At 72.8% G+C, this 16,987-nt stretch carries 17 protein-coding genes and 1 tRNA gene; 7 read left to right on the top strand and 11 right to left on the bottom strand.

The features are described 5' to 3' along the window. Positions 1-77: 77 nt before the first annotated feature. The 7 genes from R4Z63_RS21950 to R4Z63_RS21920 form a co-directional block, all read right to left on the bottom strand. Positions 78-1,070: a tetratricopeptide repeat protein gene (locus R4Z63_RS21950; RefSeq protein WP_037919647.1), complete on the bottom strand. Its 993-nt coding sequence runs from the start codon at positions 1,068-1,070 to the stop codon at positions 78-80. Between the two features lie 119 nt (positions 1,071-1,189). Beyond that, entirely contained in the window at positions 1,190-2,449 is a 1,260-nt protein-coding gene (locus R4Z63_RS21945; RefSeq protein ID WP_384451995.1) for an HD-GYP domain-containing protein, read from the bottom strand. Then, a complete protein-coding gene (locus R4Z63_RS21940; RefSeq protein WP_384451992.1) occupies positions 2,446-3,993 on the bottom strand; it encodes an HD-GYP domain-containing protein in 1,548 nt (515 codons plus the stop codon). Before R4Z63_RS21940 ends, R4Z63_RS21945 begins: the two co-directional genes overlap by 4 nt. A 197-nt stretch (positions 3,994-4,190) precedes the next feature. Continuing rightward, a complete protein-coding gene (rsrA, locus tag R4Z63_RS21935; RefSeq protein ID WP_037919638.1) occupies positions 4,191-4,496 on the bottom strand; it encodes a mycothiol system anti-sigma-R factor in 306 nt (101 codons plus the stop codon). Continuing rightward, complete coding sequence (locus tag R4Z63_RS21930) at positions 4,493-5,137, bottom strand: sigma-70 family RNA polymerase sigma factor (protein WP_030771483.1); 645 nt, start codon at positions 5,135-5,137, stop codon at positions 4,493-4,495. Before R4Z63_RS21930 ends, rsrA begins: the two co-directional genes overlap by 4 nt. A gap of 295 nt (positions 5,138-5,432) precedes the next feature. Beyond that, the gene (locus R4Z63_RS21925) at positions 5,433-6,083 is read right to left on the bottom strand and encodes an alpha/beta hydrolase family protein (RefSeq protein ID WP_384451989.1); all 651 of its coding nucleotides are present in this window, start codon (positions 6,081-6,083) and stop codon (positions 5,433-5,435) included. Between the two features lie 58 nt (positions 6,084-6,141). After that, positions 6,142-6,960 carry an SOS response-associated peptidase gene (locus R4Z63_RS21920; RefSeq protein ID WP_384451986.1) on the bottom strand — a complete coding sequence of 273 codons (819 nt, stop codon included), beginning with the start codon at positions 6,958-6,960 and terminating at the stop codon, positions 6,142-6,144. Positions 6,961-7,013: 53 nt separating this feature from the next. On the opposite strand from R4Z63_RS21920, the gene R4Z63_RS21915 reads away from it, so the two are divergent. The 4 genes from R4Z63_RS21915 to R4Z63_RS21900 all read left to right on the top strand — a co-directional run bounded on the left by R4Z63_RS21915 (position 7,014) and on the right by R4Z63_RS21900 (position 10,594). Next, positions 7,014-7,727 carry a M50 family metallopeptidase gene (locus R4Z63_RS21915; RefSeq protein WP_037919630.1) on the top strand — a complete coding sequence of 238 codons (714 nt, stop codon included), beginning with the start codon at positions 7,014-7,016 and terminating at the stop codon, positions 7,725-7,727. Between the two features lie 64 nt (positions 7,728-7,791). Next, positions 7,792-9,150 carry a 3-phosphoshikimate 1-carboxyvinyltransferase gene (gene aroA / locus R4Z63_RS21910; RefSeq protein WP_037919625.1) on the top strand — a complete coding sequence of 453 codons (1,359 nt, stop codon included), beginning with the start codon at positions 7,792-7,794 and terminating at the stop codon, positions 9,148-9,150. An 8-nt stretch (positions 9,151-9,158) separates the two neighbouring features. Continuing rightward, positions 9,159-10,169, top strand: a complete 1,011-nt coding sequence (gene rsgA / locus R4Z63_RS21905) for a ribosome small subunit-dependent GTPase A (RefSeq protein ID WP_384451981.1) — start codon at positions 9,159-9,161, stop codon at positions 10,167-10,169. Positions 10,170-10,270: 101 nt separating this feature from the next. After that, a complete protein-coding gene (locus tag R4Z63_RS21900; protein ID WP_030658800.1) occupies positions 10,271-10,594 on the top strand; it encodes a DMT family transporter in 324 nt (107 codons plus the stop codon). On the opposite strand, the gene R4Z63_RS21895 is transcribed toward R4Z63_RS21900, so the two are convergent. Then, on the bottom strand, positions 10,560-11,102 hold the full coding sequence (locus tag R4Z63_RS21895) for a TetR/AcrR family transcriptional regulator (RefSeq protein WP_384451978.1): 543 nt from the start codon (positions 11,100-11,102) through the stop codon (positions 10,560-10,562). The genes R4Z63_RS21900 and R4Z63_RS21895 overlap by 35 nt on opposite strands. A 143-nt stretch (positions 11,103-11,245) precedes the next feature. On the opposite strand from R4Z63_RS21895, the gene hisN reads away from it, so the two are divergent. Both hisN and R4Z63_RS21885 read left to right on the top strand, forming a co-directional pair. After that, positions 11,246-12,049, top strand: coding sequence for a histidinol-phosphatase (gene hisN / locus R4Z63_RS21890; protein WP_037919621.1), 804 nt, complete (start codon positions 11,246-11,248; stop codon positions 12,047-12,049). Positions 12,050-12,221: 172 nt separating this feature from the next. Beyond that, entirely contained in the window at positions 12,222-12,614 is a 393-nt protein-coding gene (locus tag R4Z63_RS21885) for a CBS domain-containing protein (protein ID WP_037919620.1), read from the top strand. A gap of 69 nt (positions 12,615-12,683) precedes the next feature. On the opposite strand, the gene R4Z63_RS21880 is transcribed toward R4Z63_RS21885, so the two are convergent. Next, positions 12,684-14,153: a catalase gene (locus tag R4Z63_RS21880; RefSeq protein WP_384451973.1), complete on the bottom strand. Its 1,470-nt coding sequence runs from the start codon at positions 14,151-14,153 to the stop codon at positions 12,684-12,686. A gap of 130 nt (positions 14,154-14,283) precedes the next feature. Between R4Z63_RS21880 and R4Z63_RS21875 the strand changes: the two genes are divergently transcribed. Then, on the top strand, positions 14,284-14,700 hold the full coding sequence (locus R4Z63_RS21875; RefSeq protein WP_384451970.1) for a Fur family transcriptional regulator: 417 nt from the start codon (positions 14,284-14,286) through the stop codon (positions 14,698-14,700). Positions 14,701-14,839: 139 nt separating this feature from the next. Here R4Z63_RS21875 and R4Z63_RS21870 read toward each other — a convergent pair. Together R4Z63_RS21870 and R4Z63_RS21865 are read right to left on the bottom strand one after the other, a co-directional pair. Next, positions 14,840-14,913 (bottom strand) — tRNA-Met (locus R4Z63_RS21870). A gap of 103 nt (positions 14,914-15,016) precedes the next feature. Continuing rightward, a complete protein-coding gene (locus tag R4Z63_RS21865; protein ID WP_037919615.1) occupies positions 15,017-16,864 on the bottom strand; it encodes a tetratricopeptide repeat protein in 1,848 nt (615 codons plus the stop codon). Positions 16,865-16,987 lie beyond the last annotated feature (123 nt).

Raw genomic sequence — 16,987 nt, 5'->3', positions numbered from 1 at the left:
CGTACGCCTTCCGTAAGTCCCGGTCACCGGTGGTCGCCTGTGGCCACCGATGTGCCCGTACAGCCTACGGCCCCGGATCAGCAGACTTCTTCGAGATCCCGCCACTCGCGGCTGTCGGGGCTGTCCGCCACCCATCCGTCGAGGAGTCCACGCACGAGTCCGGCAGGTGCCGCGATACCGCACTCGCGCTCGGGCATCCACAAGGAACCGGAGCCGGCCGTGCGGTGCCCCAGCGGGCCGGGGTGTCCCGGTTCGCTGTGGTCGTGCGGATCCAGGTGCTCGCCGTCGCCCTCGTCGCTCGGCATCTCGCTCTCCGAGCAGGTCCGGCACAGCAGCCGCACCGACGAGGACCAGTCCTCCGCGGCGAAGCCCGCGTCCGAGGCCAGCTGCTCCAGCGCGTCGCGGTCCGCCTCGGTGGCCGCCTCCAGCAGCACCACCCAGGTCGGCACCGGCGACGGCGCCCACAGCTCGATCTCGTCGAACACCGGGTACGAAGGTCCCGCCGCGGTCACCCGCTCACCGTGCGGGACCCCGTCGTGGAGCACGACCTCGCCCCAGCGCCGCCCCGAGGAGGGCAGCGGGATCGACAGGACCTCCAGCCGGGCCGGATCCAGCCTGCGGCCCCAGACCACCTCGGCCTCGCCCTCCGGCGAGAGCCGCACGGCGGCGCTGCCGAGCTCCATGCCGACCGGTTCGCCGCTGCCGCCGCCGTGCGGGTCGCCGGGCACCTTCAGGCCGTACGCCTGCCAGGCCCGCCGGGCCAGCGGCCAGTCCTGGAGCGCGGTCGCGGCGATGCCGACGTTCCACCAGTCCGGGGCTCCGGTCTCACGGTCCAGCAGGGCCACGGCACGCAGCCCTGCGGCCCGCGCCTGCTCCCAGTCGTGCCGGAACTTGTGCAGCAGAGCCAGGTTGAACCAGGACTCGGAGAGCCAGGGCTCCAGGTCCGCGGCTCTGGTCAGCAGCGCGCCGGCGTCCTCGTACCGGCCGTCGCCGATCAGCGTGAACGCGCGGTCGGTGGCCTGCCGCCACGAGGCGGAGGGCCGATGCCGTACCTTCCCGAAGATCCTCACGATTCCCGCCTGCCTGGGGGCACCTCCCAGCGGTGGCTGGGGGACTACGGTGCAGCCTTGCGGACACTCTTACTGGCATCCAACCATGCCCACTCGGACGGCCGCTCATTACCCATGGGTTACCCCGGTGGGATGGGGACCACTCTGCCACGTCCGCCCCTGGCCAGAACCCTCGCCAGGCATTCCACGACCTCCGGCTGGTAATCGTGGCCGGTGCCCAGCCGGAGCTGCTCCAGGGCGGCCAGTGCGCCGCCCGGGTGACGGTTCGCGCCGACGAGGTCGTCGTAGGCGTTGGCCGCGCGCACGATCCGGGCGAGCGGGGGCTGCTCGCGGTACGGGTCCGCCTGCCGCTCCACCACCACGGCGACCTCGTCCGGGACCCCGGTCTGCCGGGCCACCTCCGCGCCCAGCCCGGCGATCCTGCGGGCCTCGGCGCCGGGCAGTCCGGCCGTGGCCCCGGCCGGCACCGGATCGACCAGGGAGAGCTGGCCGATGTCGTGCATCAGGGCGGCGTACTCCAACACCGTGAGCTCCCGCTCCGACAGGCCCAGCTCCCGGCCCACGGCACAGCTGAGGGCCGCCACCCGGCGGGAGTGGCCCGGCGGGGTGTATCCGGCGATCTCGGTGGCCCGGGCCAGGGAGGTGATGGTCTGGCGGTAGGTGGTGCGGATCGCGGTGATCCGGTGGAAGGACAGCTGGGTCACCAGGAGCGGCACGCTGAAGACGGGCACGGCCCACAGGCCCGCGACGGCCACCCCGAGCGCGATGACGGCGCCGGTGGCGCAGACCGCCGAGCCGATGCCGAGCTGGGCGCGGAGCGCCTCGCGCAGCCGGGGCCCGTACGGTCGTTCCGTGCGGGCCCCGGCGAGTGCTGCGGCGATCACGGCGTCGCACAGGGCGGCCAGGCCCAACAGGAGCAGCAGGAAGGGCACGAGGTACGGGCCCTCGCCGGCCAGTTCGGTCAGCCGGCCCGAGGTGTGGAGCGGGCGGAAGCAGGCGGCCGCGAAGGCGACGGTGAGCACCCGGCGGGCCAGTTGGTCCGCGGCGGGCCCGCAGCCGCGGGCGATGTGCGGGACGGTCCCGGCGAGGACGGCTGCGGCCACGACGGCGACGGTCTCCAGTACGCCGTGGCGGGTCGGCCCGCCGGAGTTCTGGCCGAGCAGTGCGTAGGCGAGCGCCCCGGCGGAGCCGAGCGGCGCGCCCCGGTAGCCGGGGGCGCCGGGCCGGTCCCTGCGGGCGAGTTCACCGAAGGCGACCAGGATGCCGAAGGCCAGGGCGGCCCCGGGCTCCGCCAGGCCGTTCCACAGGGTGTGGGCGAGGGCGGCCACGGCGAGCGCCCCGGCCGCGCCGCGCACGGCCCGGGCGGCGGTCGCGCTCACCGCGCGCCCCGGGCGGGCGGCGAGGGGTCCTCGGCTGCGTTCTTCCCCGTGCCGGCCCGGCGGCCCCCCGGGACACCCGAAGCGGAACCGGAACCGGAACCGGGAGCAGAGAAGGGATCCGGCGGGGAGCCACGGCCGCGTGGCGCGGAAGGCTCCGCGGCCGCGGCCGTCGCGGCCGCCGCGGAAGCCCCGGCCGAGGACCCGGTCGCCGACGAACCGATCACCTGGAGGTCGTCGTCCGAGGTGACCACCGGATGCCAGCCGTGCCGGCCGATCGCCGCCGTGAGGGCCCGCACCATCGCCGGGTCGAACTGGGCCCCCGCACACCGCTCCAGCTCGGCGAGGGCGGTGGGCACCGGCCGGGCCCGGCTGTACGAGCGGGTGGAGGTCATGGCGTCGAAGGCATCGGCCACGGCCACCACCCGGGCGAGCTCCGGGATCTGTTCACCGGTCAGCCCATAGGGGTAGCCGGTGCCGTCGACGCGTTCGTGGTGGTGCAGGATCGCGGACCTGGCCTCCCCCAGGAAGCCGATGCCGCGCACCATCTCGTGCCCGTACTCGGGGTGCAGTTCGATGATCCGGCGTTCCTGCGGGGTGAGCGGCCCGTCCTTGCGCAGCAGCCGGGTCGGAACGCCGAGCTTGCCGACGTCGTGCAGGATGCCGGCGATGCGCACCATTTCCAGCCGGTCCCCGACCATCCCCAGCTCGCGGGCGATCATCGTGGCGGCCTGGCCGACCCGTTCGCTGTGGCCGCGCGTGTAGCGGTCCTTGATGTCGACGGCCCGGACCAGGGCGCGGATGGTGGCCTGGTGGGCGGAGCGCTCGCGGTGGTACTGGGCGGACACCCAGCAGGACACGTACATCGGCAGCAGGACGAGCAGCGCGGCCGGGACCCCGTACGGGCTGCGCCACATGACGGCCATCATCAGTCCGGCCAGGCCGTGCACGCCGTACGGGGCGAGGGAACCGGCGACCAGGCCGTGCAGGGAGGTGGCGGCGGGGGGCCTGCGCTCGGCGGCGGCCAGGATGGCCCCGTCGAGCACGGTGACCACCAGGCAGAGGGCGGTGGCGGACGCCGTCGCCGGGAGCAGCGCAGAGGGCAGGTCGGCCGGCCACCCGGGCTGCCCGGACGCGGCGGAGGGCGCTGCGCCGAGGGCGGCCGGGCCGCCGAGCAGACCGAACACCTGACCCGCCGCCCACGCACCGATGGACTGCTGGGCTCCGTGCCACACCCGGCGCACCGCGACGGGCCGCTGGACGACGGTTGCGGCGAGGCCTCCGGGCAGTGCCACGAGCGCGGCGACGGCGGGTGGCAGCAGGAAGACGGCGGCGAGCACCCCGGGCAGGAAGGAGCCGATGGCCTCGGGCACCCGCCCGCCCGGCAGCGGGCAGAGCCTGACGAGTTCGCAGCCCAGGCAGAGCGTGGCGAGGAGGGCCGCGGCCGGCCACGGGGCGGAATCCGTCAGGGCCGGAACGGTGCAGGCGAGTGCCGCCAGGACGGCGCAGATGACCAATCCGCGCGCGGCCGCCGGAAGATCCCGCATGGCGTTCTCCTCCCCTGGGCCGTGCACGCCGGGTGCCGCATCGAAGCGGTACCGATTGGGGAGAATAGGTGGGGCCCCGAGCGGGGCGGGCCACAATTTCGCATTGCGCCATGCGGACGCCCCCGGATTAGCGCATTCGGGTGAATGCACTGATCTTGCGGGGGCGTTTGTTCAGCAGTTCACCGCCGGCGGAGCGGTCAGCCGGAGGCGGGGTTGTCGGCGGTCACGTCGTGGTCGGGCACCGCCTGCCCCGATCGGATCAGCTCGATCCGGCCCATCACCTTCGAGCGCAGGTCGGTCGGCACGTCGTCCGACCCGCAACAGCGCTTGACCAGCTTCTTCACGGCCTGCTCCAGGCCGTACTTCTCCAGACAGGGATTGCACTCGCCGAAGTGGGTCTCGAACTTCGTGCAATCACTGTCGGGCATCTCACGGTCGAGGAACTCGTACAGGTGGTCCAGGACCTCAGAGCACTCCGTCTCGTGCGGCTCTCCGCAACTCATGACCCCGAGCCTTTCCGGTCGTTCGCCTCGCCCGCGCCCGCGGGAACCAGCCCGCGCTCGCGGGCGTAGTCCTCCAGCATTCCGCGGAGTTGACGGCGGCCACGGTGCAGTCGCGACATGACCGTTCCGATGGGTGTACCCATGATGTCCGCGATCTCCTTGTACGCAAAGCCCTCTACGTCGGCAAGATAGACCGCGATGCGGAACTCTTCCGGAATGGCCTGCAGCGCTTCCTTCACGTCCGAGTCGGGCAGGTGGTCCAACGCCTGCGACTCGGCCGAGCGCAGTCCGGTCGACATGTGCGACTCGGCGCGCGCCAGCTGCCAGTCCTCGATCTCCTCCGCGGCACTGCGCTGGGGCTCGCGCTGCTTCTTGCGGTAGGAGTTGATGAACGTGTTGGTCAGGATGCGGTACAGCCAGGCCTTCAGGTTGGTGCCCTCGCGGAACTGGTGGAAGGACGCGTATGCCTTCGCGTACGTCTCCTGGACCAGGTCCTCGGCGTCGGCCGGGTTGCGCGTCATGCGCAGCGCGGCCGAGTACATCTGGTCGAGGTAGCCGAGGGCGTCCCGTTCGAAGCGCGCGTTGCGCTCCGGGGTCGTCTCCTCCGCGTGGCCTTCGTCGGTCCCAGCGACAGGACCCACCTCCTCCGACTGCGTGGCGGCTCCGAAGGCGGATCCGCTCGAATCGGAGAATAGTCGACCTTCCCGGGCCCCCGCCGCCCGGAGCGGGCCGCGCTTGGGGGCGGGCAGCACCGTCCAGTCCAGGTCAGCGGCCTGCGGACGGTTCTGGCTGATGACCTGGGTCATGCGCTCCCTCTCCTCCGACGTTCCGTATGTACCGACATCCGGCACAACAGAGAAGCGGGGCCGCGCATTCCCCGGTGCGCCACGGCTCTTCAGGCCCTTCCCCGGGCCGGGACCAGGGCCGTGGCCCAGGTCACCCGGGGAGCCGCTCCAGCCACTCCCCGACCGCGTCGGTGATCGTCCGCAGGGCCTCCTCCTGGGTGGTGGAGGCCTTCTTCGGCACCGCGAAGCCGTGATCGCCGTGGGCCACCTCCACGAGCTCGTACGGGTGCATCCCGCCGGGCGTCGGGAACTCCTCGGGGCGGCCGAAGGGGTCCCGGGTGCCCTGCACCACGAGGACGGGCCGACCCGCCCCGGTGAGCTCCCCAACGCGGGACTTCTCGGGCCGGCCCGGCGGGTGCAGCGGGAACGCCAGGGCCAGCACGCCGGCGGCGCCCAGTTCATCGGCCGTGCGGCAGGCCACGCGGGCCCCGGCGCTGCGCCCGCCCGCGACCACCGCCGCTCCGGGCCGCGTAAGGACCGGCCACAGCCCGCGCCAGCCCTCGTCCAGCACCTTGGGGGCTGCGGCGACCTTCTTCCCGGCGACCCGCCAGGGCTGCTCGACGAGGGCCACCGTGATCCCGCGGGCGGGCAGGGCGGCGGCCAGCGCCTGGAGGTCCCGGGCCTCGATGCCGCCGCCGGCGCCGTGGCTCACGGCGAGGACGAGCCGGGCCCCGGGGGCGGTGTGCCAGGTGATGCGGGCCTCACCCGCCGGGGTGTCGACACTCTCGGTACGCGTGGTCATGTCCCCATCGTGCCGTCCCGGCCGGTCGGGCACCCGCCCGCCTCCGGTCGGGCGGGCCCTAGAAGAGAGTGCCCTCCTCCGGTGCGGCCAGCTCCGCCAGCAGTTCCGGCCCGTTGTTGCGCACGCTGCTCACGGCGGTGGACACCGGGTAGGCGCGCATCAGCCCGCCGGGCGGCGGCGCGAGCAGCTCCCGCAGGGAGCCCTCGGTGTCGGTGTTCGCAGGGTCGAGCCAGGCGTCCCAGCGGTCGGGGGTGAGCATCAGCGGCATCCGCGGGTGGATCTCGGACAGCGAGCGCGGCCCCTCGACGGGGGCGACGCCCAGCGGTCCGGTCTCGGCCTCGGTGGTGATCACCGAGCAGGTCACCCACCAGGCGAGGGGGTGTTCGTCGGGCAGGGTCCGGTCGCGCCAGAACTCGTATATGCCGGCCATGGCGAACAGGGAGCCGTCGGAGGGGAGCACGAAGTAGGGCTGCTTGCGGGCCCGTTTCCGCCGGCCCTCCACCTCCAGCTGCCGCTCGTCGTGGGCGGTGACCCACTCGTAGTACCCGTCGGCGGGGATGATGCAGCGGCGCTGCGCGAACGCGCGCCGGAAGGACGGCTTCTCGTGCAGGGTCTCCGACCGGGCGTTGATCATCCGGGCGGCGCCGTCGGGGTTCTTGGCCCAGGAGGGCACGAGTCCCCATTTCAGGACGCGCAGCTGGCGAACCGGACGCGGGTGCGAAGCGTCCTTCAGAGGACGGTCGAGGACGACGTGGACCTCCTTCGTCGGCGCCACGTTGAAGTCGGGGGCCAGGGACTCCTCCGGCTCCCACTTCTCGATGCCGAAGGCCTCCACGAGGTCCTGCGGTCCACGACTCGCTGCATACCGTCCGCACATGGCTGCCACACTGCCATGTCCACCGCACACCACCGCAAGGAGTCCGCCATCCTATGGACAGCAGCACGACGGCCGGCCTGTGGGACCGGCTCACGGGCGTACAGACCGCACCCGAGCAATGGCTGGTGATCGCGACCGGCGTGGTAGCACTGGCCGCAGTGGGGCCCCGCCCGCTGTGGCGGCTGTCGCGCAACGCCATCACCATCGCCCACGAGGGCGGGCACGGCCTGCTGGCACTGCTCACCGGGCGGCGGCTGAGCGGAATACGCCTGCACTCCGACACCAGCGGGGTCACCGTCAGCCGGGGCAAGCCGACGGGCCTGGGGATGATCCTGACCGCTGCCGGCGGCTACACCGCGCCCTCGCTGCTCGGCCTCGGCGGAGCGGCGCTGCTCTCGGCGCACCGGATCACCCTGCTGCTGTGGGCGGCCACGGCCCTGCTGGCGGCCATGCTCATGATGATCCGCAACGCGTACGGGGCACTGACGGTGGTGCTGACCGGCGGAACCTTCCTGCTGGTGTCCTGGCTGGCCCCGGCCGAGGTGCAGGCCGGCTTCGCCTACCTCGTCGTGTGGTTCCTGCTGCTGGGCGGGGTCCGGCCGGTCTTCGAACTGGGCGCCAAGCGGCGGGGCGGCGGGGCACCCGATTCCGACGCCGACCAGCTGGGGCGCCTCACCCACGTACACCCGGTGGTGTGGCTTCTCTTCTTCCACGTCGTCGCGCTGTGCTCGCTGCTCGGCGGCGGCCGCTGGCTGCTCGGCCTGTGACCACCCTCTGAGACCGGAAGGCGATCAAGATCCGGGCCCGGAGGAAGCCACTAAAGTGGGGGCCATGACCGAGACCCCCGCCCCTGCCCTCTGGCCCGCTCCGCTCGCCGATGGGACCGTCCACGCCACCGTCACGGTGCCGGGGTCCAAATCGGTCACCAACCGCGCCCTCGTGCTCGCCGCGCTCGCGTCCGAGCCGGGCTGGGTGCGCCGCCCGCTGCGCTCGCGCGACTCCCAGCTGATGTCGGACGCGCTGCGCGCGATGGGCGTGGGCATCGAGGAGACCGTCTCCTCCAGCTCCGCCGGCGCCGACGCGAGCGGCGAGGCCTGGCGGGTCATCCCGGCGGCCCTGCACGGCCCGACGACGGTGGACGTCGGCAACGCCGGAACGGTCATGCGCTTCCTGCCTCCCGTCGCCACCCTCGCCGACGGCGACATCCGCTTCGACGGCGACCCGCGCTCCTACGAACGGCCCCTCGGCCAGGTCATCGCCGCCCTGCGCACGCTCGGCGCCCGGATCGACGACGACGGCCGCGGCGCGCTGCCCATGACCGTCCAGGGCGGCGGGGCGCTGGAGGGCGGCACCGTCGAGATCGACGCCAGCAACTCCTCCCAGTTCGTCTCCGCCCTGCTGCTGTCCGCGCCGCGGTTCAACCAGGGCGTCGAGGTCCGGCACGTGGGCGGAAACCTGCCCTCGATGCCGCACATCCGGATGACCGTGGAGATGCTGCGCGCAGCGGGCGCCCAGGTGGACACCCCTGAGGCCGGCGGCGAGAAGGACGTGTGGCGGGTCTCCCCCGGCGCCCTGCTGGGCCGCGACATGGTCGTGGAGCCGGACCTGTCCAACGCACAGCCCTTCCTGGCCGCGGCCCTGATCACGGGCGGCACGGTGACCGTTCCCGACTGGCCGCGCCGCACCACGCAGCCGGGTGACGCGCTGCGCCGGATCTTCACGGAGATGGGCGGGTCCTGCGAACTGACCGACGCCGGCCTGGTCTTCACCGGCACGGGCAAGATCCACGGCATCGACGTGGACCTGAGCGAGGTCGGCGAGCTCACCCCGGGCATCGCCGCGGTGGCGTCCCTGGCCGATTCCGAGTCGGTGCTGCGCGGCGTCGCCCACCTGCGGCTGCACGAGACGGACCGGCTGGCCGCACTGACCAAGGAGATCAACGCGCTCGGCGGCGACGTCACCGAGACCGAGGACGGCCTGCGCATCCGGCCGCGCCGGATGCACGGCGGGGTGTTCCACACGTACGAGGACCACCGGATGGCGACCGCGGGCGCGGTGATCGGCCTGGCCGTGGAGGGCGTGCGGATCGAGAACGTGGCCACGACCGCCAAGACCCTGCCGGACTTCCCGGCGATGTGGACGGACATGCTGGCCGGGGACTCGGGACCCGGAGCGGGTGCGGGAGCGTAGGGCACGTCATGCGCAGGTACGGCAAGCACACCGACGAGGACGACATCCGCCAGCGCCCGAACCCCAAGGGCAACCGGCCCCGGACGAACATCCGGCCCAAGCACGAGGACGCCTCCGAAGGCTTCGTCCTGACCGTCGACCGCGGCCGGCTGACCTGCCTGGTCGACGGGCGCACGATCACCGCGATGAAGTCCCGGGAGCTGGGCCGCAAGGCCGCGGTCGTGGGCGACCGGGTGTGGATCGTCGGTGACCTGTCCGGCAGGAAGGACACCCTGGCCCGCATCGTGCGGATCGAGGAGCGCAAGTCCGTCCTGCGGCGCACCGCGGACGACGACGACCCCTACGAGCGGGTGGTGGTCGCCAACGCCGACCAGCTGGCGATCGTCACGGCCCTGGCCGATCCGGAGCCGCGGCCCCGGATGATCGACCGTTGCCTGGTGGCGGCGTACGACGCCGGCCTGGAGCCCCTGTTGGTGCTGACCAAGTCCGACCTGATCTCGGCGGACAAGATCCTGGAGATCTACTCGACGTTCGGCCTGGACTACGTGGTCACCAACCGCGAGGAGCTGACCTCCGGCAGCGCGGCCGAGCGGGTCCGGGAGCGTCTGACCGGCCGGATCACGGCCTTCGTGGGGCACTCCGGCGTCGGAAAGACCACCCTGGTGAACGCGCTGGTCGCCGAGGGCCGCCAGCGCGCCACCGGGCACGTGAACGCGGTCACCGGCCGGGGCCGGCACACGACCACCTCCGCGCTGGCGCTCCCGCTGCCCTCGGGCGACGGCTGGGTCATCGACACCCCGGGCGTGCGCTCCTTCGGCCTGCACCACGTGGACCCGTCCCGGGTGATCCTCGCCTTCCCGGACCTGGTGCCGGGTACGGAGGAGTGCCCGCGCGCGTGCAGCCACGACGAGCAGGATTGCGCGCTCGACACGTGGGTGGAGGAGGGCCACGCGGATCCTGCACGGCTCTACTCGCTGCGGCGGCTGCTGCGGACACGGGAGCGGCGCGAGGGCGACTGACCGACCCGGCGGGTATGCCGTGTTTGTCGGAGGACCTGCATGGATAAGTGCATAATCGCACCAAGTGACGCGATGTCACATGACGCGGGGAGGCATTCGCCATGGCGTGGCTGCTGGTCGTCGTCGCCGGACTCCTGGAGACGGGTTTCGCGGTCTGCCTGAAGCTCTCCCACGGATTCACCCGGCTCTGGCCGACGGTGGCCTTCGCCTGCTTCGCCCTCGGCAGCTTCGGCCTGCTGACCCTGGCCCTCAAGAAGCTGGACGTGGGGCCGGCCTATGCGGTCTGGACGGGCATCGGTGCGGCCGGTACGGCGATCTACGGGATGGTCTTCCTCGGCGACCTGGTCTCCACCCTCAAACTCGTCTCGATCACGCTGGTCATCCTGGGGGTCATCGGGCTCCAGCTGTCCGGATCGGCGCACTGAGCAGTCCGATCAGCTCCCCCGGCCCGGGCTCCTCGCCCGGGGCGATCACGTACGAGAGGGCGAGCCGCACCGCCAGTTCGCACCGCTGCGGCCCCTCCACCGGAGTGAGCGCCGCGGCCGCCCGGTCCCGGACGGTGCGGGCGAGCTCCCCGGGTCCTGGTTCACGCCGGCCCGCCGCGGGCAGGCCGGGCCCCCAGCCGCCGGTCAGCAGGGCCCGCAGGAGGGGGTGCTCGCGGGCCGCCCGCACCGTCCACTCCGCAACGGCGGCGAGCCGCTCCGGGGCCCGCTCCCGGGTGGACAGGGCCTCGTCCACCCCTTCCAGGTACCGGTCGGCAGCGCGCCGGACCAGGGCGCGACCCAGCCCCGCCTTGCCGCCGAACTCGTTGTAGAGGGTCTGCCGCGACACCCCGGCCGCGGCGGCGACCTCGACCATCCGGACGTCCGGCCAGGGGCGCGCCGCGAGCGCCGCTGCCGCCGCGTCCAGCAAGGTGTCCCGGGCTGCCGGCATCCGTGCCTCCCCGCTCGGTTCTCCGGCCCAGAGTTGACGGGGCGCCAGACCCTGTCAAGGGCGCGCCCGCCGTCAAGAGGGCACGTCCGGCCGCGTTCCGGACGCCGTTGGCCGGGGTCCGGGAGTCTCGCTACTGTTCGGGCATGCCCGAGTATGAGAATGACCTGCGCCTCGCCCTCGAACTCGCCGACGCGGCGGACGTCACCACGATGGAACGGTTCCGCGCCCTCGACCTCAAGGTCGAGACGAAGCCGGACATGACCCCGGTGAGCGAGGCGGACAAGGCAGCGGAGGAGGTCGTGCGGGCCGGCATCACGGCGGCCCGCCCGGACGACGCCATCCTGGGCGAGGAGTACGGGCTCATGGGCAGCGGCCCGCGCCGCTGGGTCGTGGACCCGATCGACGGCACGAAGAACTACGTGCGCGGGGTCCCCGTCTGGGCGACCCTGATCTCCTTGATGACGGAGGGCGAGGACGGCGTCTTCCGCCCGGTGGTCGGCGTGGTGTCCGCCCCGGCGCTGGGCCGGCGCTGGTGGGCGGCGCAGGGCTCCGGCGCGTACTCGGGCGGTGCGCTCGGGGAGCGCACCGCGATCGGCGTGTCCCGGGTGGGCGGACTGGGCGACGCCTCGTTCGCGTACTCCTCGCTGAGCGGCTGGGAGGAGCAGGGGCGGCTGCCCGGCTTCCTGGACCTCACGCGGGCGTGCTGGCGCACCCGGGGGTACGGCGACTTCTGGCCGTACATGATGGTCGCGGAGGGCTCCCTGGACCTGTGTGCCGAGCCGGAGCTGAACCTGTGGGACATGGCGGCCGTCGCGGTGGTCGTGCAGGAGGCGGGCGGCCGCTTCAGCAGCCTGGACGGGGTCGACGGCGTGCACGGCGGGAACGCGGCGGCGTCGAACGGACTGCTCCACGAGGAGATGCTCGACCTGCTCCGCCCGCGCGCCTGACCCACCCGCGCGCCGGCCGCGCTCCCTGTGCACGCCTCCTTGCTGGCCCTCCCGGTCCGTGGGAATCTGAGACTCCCCACGCTTGTGCGCTTGTGAAACGTTTCTCTTGAGGCGTTCCACCGGTCGCACCCACCCCGGCGCGGGGGCTCACCCCCAGGAGGTGGCTCTCTTCATGCTCGTCCGCGACGCCATGAGCACCGTGATCCTCACCCTCGGACCCGCACACACCCTCCGACAGGCGGCTTGCCTGATGTCCGGCCGGCGCGTCGGCGCGGCCGTCGTCCTCGACCCCGACCACAGCGGAATCGGCATCCTGACCGAACGCGACGTCCTCAACTCGATCGGCGCGGGCCACGACCCCGACCGGGAGTCGGTGGCCGCGCACACCACCAACAACGTCGTCTTCTGCACCCCGGACGCGACGCTGCAGGAAGCCGCCGAGGCGATGGCCCACGGCGGCTTCCGACACCTGATCGTGCTGGAGCACGGCGGACCGGTGGGCATCGTGTCCGTGCGCGACGTCATCCGCTGCTGGGTCCCGGCCCGTCGCGCGGTCTCCGCCTGAAACGACGGCGGGCCGCGACCCTCCGAAGAGGGCCGCGGCCCGGCGTCCTGCTACGGCAAGCGGTCCCGATCAGGCGCGGAGGGCCTGGACCGCGGCCTCCAGGCGCTTGCCGAAGTCGCCGTCCGCCCGGCGGAAGTTGTCGATCGCACGCTCGACGATGTCGTCGCGGGAGACCTTGGCGATGAAACCGGAGAGGTTTTCCACCAGGCGGCTCTTCTCCTCCTCGGAGTACAGCCGGTAGAGGTTGCCCGCCTGGACGAAGTCGTCGTCCTCGCTGTGCACGGGGGTGGCGTGGTTGCCGGTGCCACCGGTGACCGCGACCGGCTGCCACAGCGGACGACCGGTCTCGTGCGGGCCTCCGAAGCTGTTCGGCTCGTAGTTCTTCGCACCCTTGTGGCGGCCGTCGTAGAGGTAGCCGTCTCGGGAGTTGGTGCGCGCCTCGGTGGCGTGCGGACGGTTCACCGGCAGGTGGTCGGCGTTGATGCCGACGCGGTAGCGGTGGGCGTCGCCGTAGCCGAAGAGGCGGCCCTGGAGCATCTTGTCCGGGGACGGGCCGATGCCGGGGACGAAGTGCGCCGGGCTGAAGATGGACTGCTCGACCTCGGCGAAGACGTTCTCCGGGTTGCGGTTGAGCTCCAGCTTGCCGATCTCGATCGGCGGGTAGTCCGCATGCGGCCACACCTTGGTGAGGTCGAAGGGGTTGAAGCGGTAGGTCGCCGCGTCGGCCGCCGGCATGATCTGCACCTGCACGGTCCAGGTCGGGAAGTCACCGCGCTCGATGGCCTCGCGCAGGTCGCGCTGGTGGCTGTCGGGGTCCTCGCCGGCGAGGACGTTGGCCTCGGCCTGGGTGAGGTTCTTGATGCCCTGGTCGGTCTTGAAGTGGTACTTGACCCAGAAGACCTCGCCGGCCTCGTTGTTCCACTGGAACGTGTGCGAGCCGTAGCCGTTCATGTGGCGGTAGGACGCCGGGATGCCCCGGTCACCGAACAACCAGGTCACCTGGTGGGTGGACTCCGGCGACAGACCCCAGAAGTCCCAGACGTTGTCCGCCTCCTGCGAGCCGGTGTACGGGTCGCGCTTCTGGGTGTGGATGAAGTCGGGGAACTTGATGGCGTCCTTGATGAAGAACACCGGGGTGTTGTTGCCGACGAGGTCGTAGTTGCCCTCCTCGGTGTAGAACTTCAGCGCCCAGCCCCGGGGGTCGCGCACCGCGTCGGCGCTGCCCAGGTTGCCCGCGACGGTGGAGAAGCGCAGGAAGGTCTCGGTCTGCTTGCCGACCTCGGACAGGAACGCGGCCCGCGTCCACTGCGAGACGTCGCGGGTCAGCGTGAAGGTGCCGTACGCGCCGGCGCCGCGGGCGTGCACCACTCGCTCCGGGATGCGCTCGCGGTTGAAGTGCGCGAGCTTCTCCAGCAGGAGCTGGTCCTGGACCAGAACGGGCCCGCCGATGCCGGCCGTCTCACTGTTCTGGTTGTCGGCCACCGGCGCCCCGGCCTCGGTGGTGAGCGGTCCCTGCGTCACGTGCGCCTCCTGCGTCATCGCTGCCTGTCCTGTCCTCGGCATCAGCCGCACTCGATCCTACAATGGACATTGTCCAAGTCAAGTAAGGATCCAAGTCCGCACCGGTTCGGGAGTTACACCGAATCCCCTCACTGTTAGGCTGGTGTCCATGAGTGACCTGCTGGAACGACTTCGCGGACGCGGCTGGCGCATGACGGCACAGCGGCGTGTCGTGGCCGAGGTGCTCGACGGTGACCACGTGCACCTGACGGCCGACGAGGTGCACGCACGCGCCGTGGCCAAGCTGCCGGAGATCTCGCGGGCGACCGTGTACAACACGCTGGGCGAGCTGGTCTCCCTCGGCGAGGTGCTGGAAGTCGCCACGGACCGGCGCGCCAAGCGGTACGACCCGAACGCCCACCGGCCGCACCAGCACCTGGTCTGCGCGCAGTGCGGCGCCATCCGCGACGTCCACCCCGCGGGCAATCCGCTGGCCGACCTGCCCGACTCGGAGCGCTTCGGCTTCGTGGTGTCGGCGGTCGAGGTCACCTACCGCGGCCTCTGCCCGAACTGCGCGGGCGCCTGATCCCGGAAGCCGTGAAGGCCCCGACCCCATGGGGGTCGGGGCCTTCACGGCTTCCGCGACCTCCGGGAATTCCCGGGCGCTTCGCGCGCGGAAACAACTCAGGGCCCGGATCCAATGGATCCGAGCCCTGAGTCTTCAGTAGCGGGGACAGGATTTGAACCTGCGACCTCTGGGTTATGAGCCCAGCGAGCTACCGAGCTGCTCCACCCCGCGTCGGTGAACCCAACGTTACGTGAAGGCCCCCGGCACATGCAAATCGGTTAACCGGGGACCGGTCCGGGATCCGTCCGGGGGCCGGGCCCCGGCCTGGCGGGGGTCACGCCGAGAGCTCCTCCGCCAGGGCCTCGCGCAGCCGGGCCGCCCGCTCCGAGACCTCCGCGGGCCCCAGCTCCATGGCGCGGGCGCACCACTTCTGCCCCTCCGCGAGATCGCCGTGGCGGGCGGCCAGCAGGCCCAGTCGCAGGGCGGCTCGGCCGTGGCCGGCCACCGCCGCCCGGGTCCACCACAGCGCCGCCTCCGGCTCGCTGCCCTCTCGCGCCAGCAGCAGACCCAGGTTGAACGCGCCGTTGCGGGACCCGGCCTCGGCCGCCTCCCGGTACCAGCGGGCGGCGGACTCCATGTCGCCGCGGGCTGCCGCCAACATGCCGACGCGCACCTGGGCCCGGCGGTGCCCCAGCTCCGCGGCGCGCTCGTACCACTCCTCGCTCTCGGTGCGCGGGGCGCTGCCGACCGGCTCGCCCAGCGCCGGCGGCTCCGGCGGCGGGGCCAGCGACTCCAGCAGCGCGGCCAGGCGGAAGGCCGCCTCCGCGCTGCCGCCGCCGGCCGCGCAGCGCAGGTGACGCTCGGCCGCCCGCTCCTCCCCGTCCCGTACCAGCGCGATGCCGACCTGGAGGGCGGCGTCGGTGTGGCCCGCCGAGGCGGCCCGCTCGTACCACTTCAGCGCCGTACGATCCTCGTCGCGGCTGGCGAAGAGGATGCCGAGGTTGAAGGCCGCGTCCACGCTGCCCGCCTCCGCGGCCTTCGAGAACCACGGCTCGGCGCCCGCCGCGTCGCCGACCTGGAGCAGCATGATGGCCAGCGCGTTGGCCGCCTCGCGGTGGCCGGCGTAGGCAGCCCGCCGGTACCACTGCTCGGCCTGCGCGGTCCGGTCCTGTGCGGCGCACAGCAAAGCAAGGTTGTACGCCCCGTTTTGGTCTCCGGCGTCCATGGCGGTCCGGTACCAGCGTTCCGCGGTCTGGGTCTCGCCCCGCGCGGCGTGCAACGCACCCAGGGCGTTGGCGGCGTTGCCGTCGCCGTCCTTGGCCGCCCGGTGCCACCACGCGGCCGCGCTCTCCTCGTCGCCGGCGTCACGCAGCAGGAAGCCGAGCGCACACGCGGCCCGCGCCTCGCCCTGCTTGGCGGAGGTCAGGTACCAGCGCCCGGCCTCCTTGAGCTCCCCACGCGCCTCCAGCAGGGCGCCCAGGTGGAGCGCCGCGCGCCGGTGCCCGCGGGCGGCGGCCTGCCGGTACCACTGCTCGGCCTCGGCGGGGTCGCCCTTGCGCAGGTGCCTGGCCAGCCGGTAGGCGGCCTCGCGGTGGCCCTGTTCGGCAGCAGCGCGGAACCACTGCTCCACGCCCTTGTCCCCGCGGTGCTCCAGCAGGTCGGCCAGCCCGTACGCACCCAGCGCGTGGCCGGATTCCGCCGCCTGGCGCAGCCAGTACTCGGCGGCCGGCTCGTCGCCGCGCTCGCGGAAGTGGCGGCCCAGGGCGTGCGCGGCGGGTGCGGACCCGGCCACGGCGGCGACCCGCCACCAGCCGGCGGCCTCGTCGGGGTAGCCCCGCTGGAGCAGCAGGACGCCCAGGTTGTTGGCGGCGGCGCGGTCCCCCTCGGCGGTGGCCCCGCGCAGGTAGGGCTCGGCGCCGTCCAGGTCTCCGCGGCGCAGCAGCAGCGCGCCGAGCACGCTCATGGCACCGGGGTCGCCCTTGTCGGCGGCCACCCGGTGCCGGGCCTCCAGCTCGGCGTCACTCGCCGCGTCGGTCTCGGCGAACATCTCCTGCGCGAACTCCGCATCGGTCAGCGCGGTCTGCGTGTCGGCAACGGGTGCCGACTCGTTGGCTCCTGTGCCCGCTTCGGCCTGCGCCCTCACAAACCGCCCTGTCTCCAGCAGAGTTGACCTGTCCCCCATAAATCCCATCGTCGCATCACCTGCTACCCGCGTACACCTGGTATGTCGCAGTCAGTGAGGTCACTACAGCGTTTTGTCGACATGCCCACAGTGGGGTAAGTCAAACACGCTCCTGCCCCAACT

This window comes from Streptomyces sp. PL-29, assembly GCF_058344425.1.
This window is presented reverse-complemented; position numbering and strand designations above follow the sequence as displayed.

Excerpts from the sequence above, each read along its gene's own strand:
- R4Z63_RS21940 (WP_384451992.1), bottom strand. The coding sequence starts at position 3,993 with ATGCGGGATCTTCCGGCGGCCGCGCGCGGATTGGTCATCTGCGCCGTC.
- rsrA (WP_037919638.1), bottom strand. The coding sequence starts at position 4,496 with ATGAGTTGCGGAGAGCCGCACGAGACGGAGTGCTCTGAGGTCCTGGAC.
- R4Z63_RS21925 (WP_384451989.1), bottom strand. The coding sequence starts at position 6,083 with ATGACCACGCGTACCGAGAGTGTCGACACCCCGGCGGGTGAGGCCCGC.
- R4Z63_RS21920 (WP_384451986.1), bottom strand. The coding sequence starts at position 6,960 with ATGTGCGGACGGTATGCAGCGAGTCGTGGACCGCAGGACCTCGTGGAG.
- R4Z63_RS21915 (WP_037919630.1), top strand. The coding sequence starts at position 7,014 with ATGGACAGCAGCACGACGGCCGGCCTGTGGGACCGGCTCACGGGCGTA.
- aroA (WP_037919625.1), top strand. The coding sequence starts at position 7,792 with ATGACCGAGACCCCCGCCCCTGCCCTCTGGCCCGCTCCGCTCGCCGAT.
- rsgA (WP_384451981.1), top strand. The coding sequence starts at position 9,159 with ATGCGCAGGTACGGCAAGCACACCGACGAGGACGACATCCGCCAGCGC.
- R4Z63_RS21900 (WP_030658800.1), top strand. The coding sequence starts at position 10,271 with ATGGCGTGGCTGCTGGTCGTCGTCGCCGGACTCCTGGAGACGGGTTTC.
- R4Z63_RS21895 (WP_384451978.1), bottom strand. The coding sequence starts at position 11,102 with ATGCCGGCAGCCCGGGACACCTTGCTGGACGCGGCGGCAGCGGCGCTC.
- hisN (WP_037919621.1), top strand. The coding sequence starts at position 11,246 with ATGCCCGAGTATGAGAATGACCTGCGCCTCGCCCTCGAACTCGCCGAC.
- R4Z63_RS21885 (WP_037919620.1), top strand. The coding sequence starts at position 12,222 with ATGCTCGTCCGCGACGCCATGAGCACCGTGATCCTCACCCTCGGACCC.
- R4Z63_RS21880 (WP_384451973.1), bottom strand. The coding sequence starts at position 14,153 with ATGACGCAGGAGGCGCACGTGACGCAGGGACCGCTCACCACCGAGGCC.
- R4Z63_RS21875 (WP_384451970.1), top strand. The coding sequence starts at position 14,284 with ATGAGTGACCTGCTGGAACGACTTCGCGGACGCGGCTGGCGCATGACG.
- R4Z63_RS21865 (WP_037919615.1), bottom strand. The coding sequence starts at position 16,864 with ATGGGGGACAGGTCAACTCTGCTGGAGACAGGGCGGTTTGTGAGGGCG.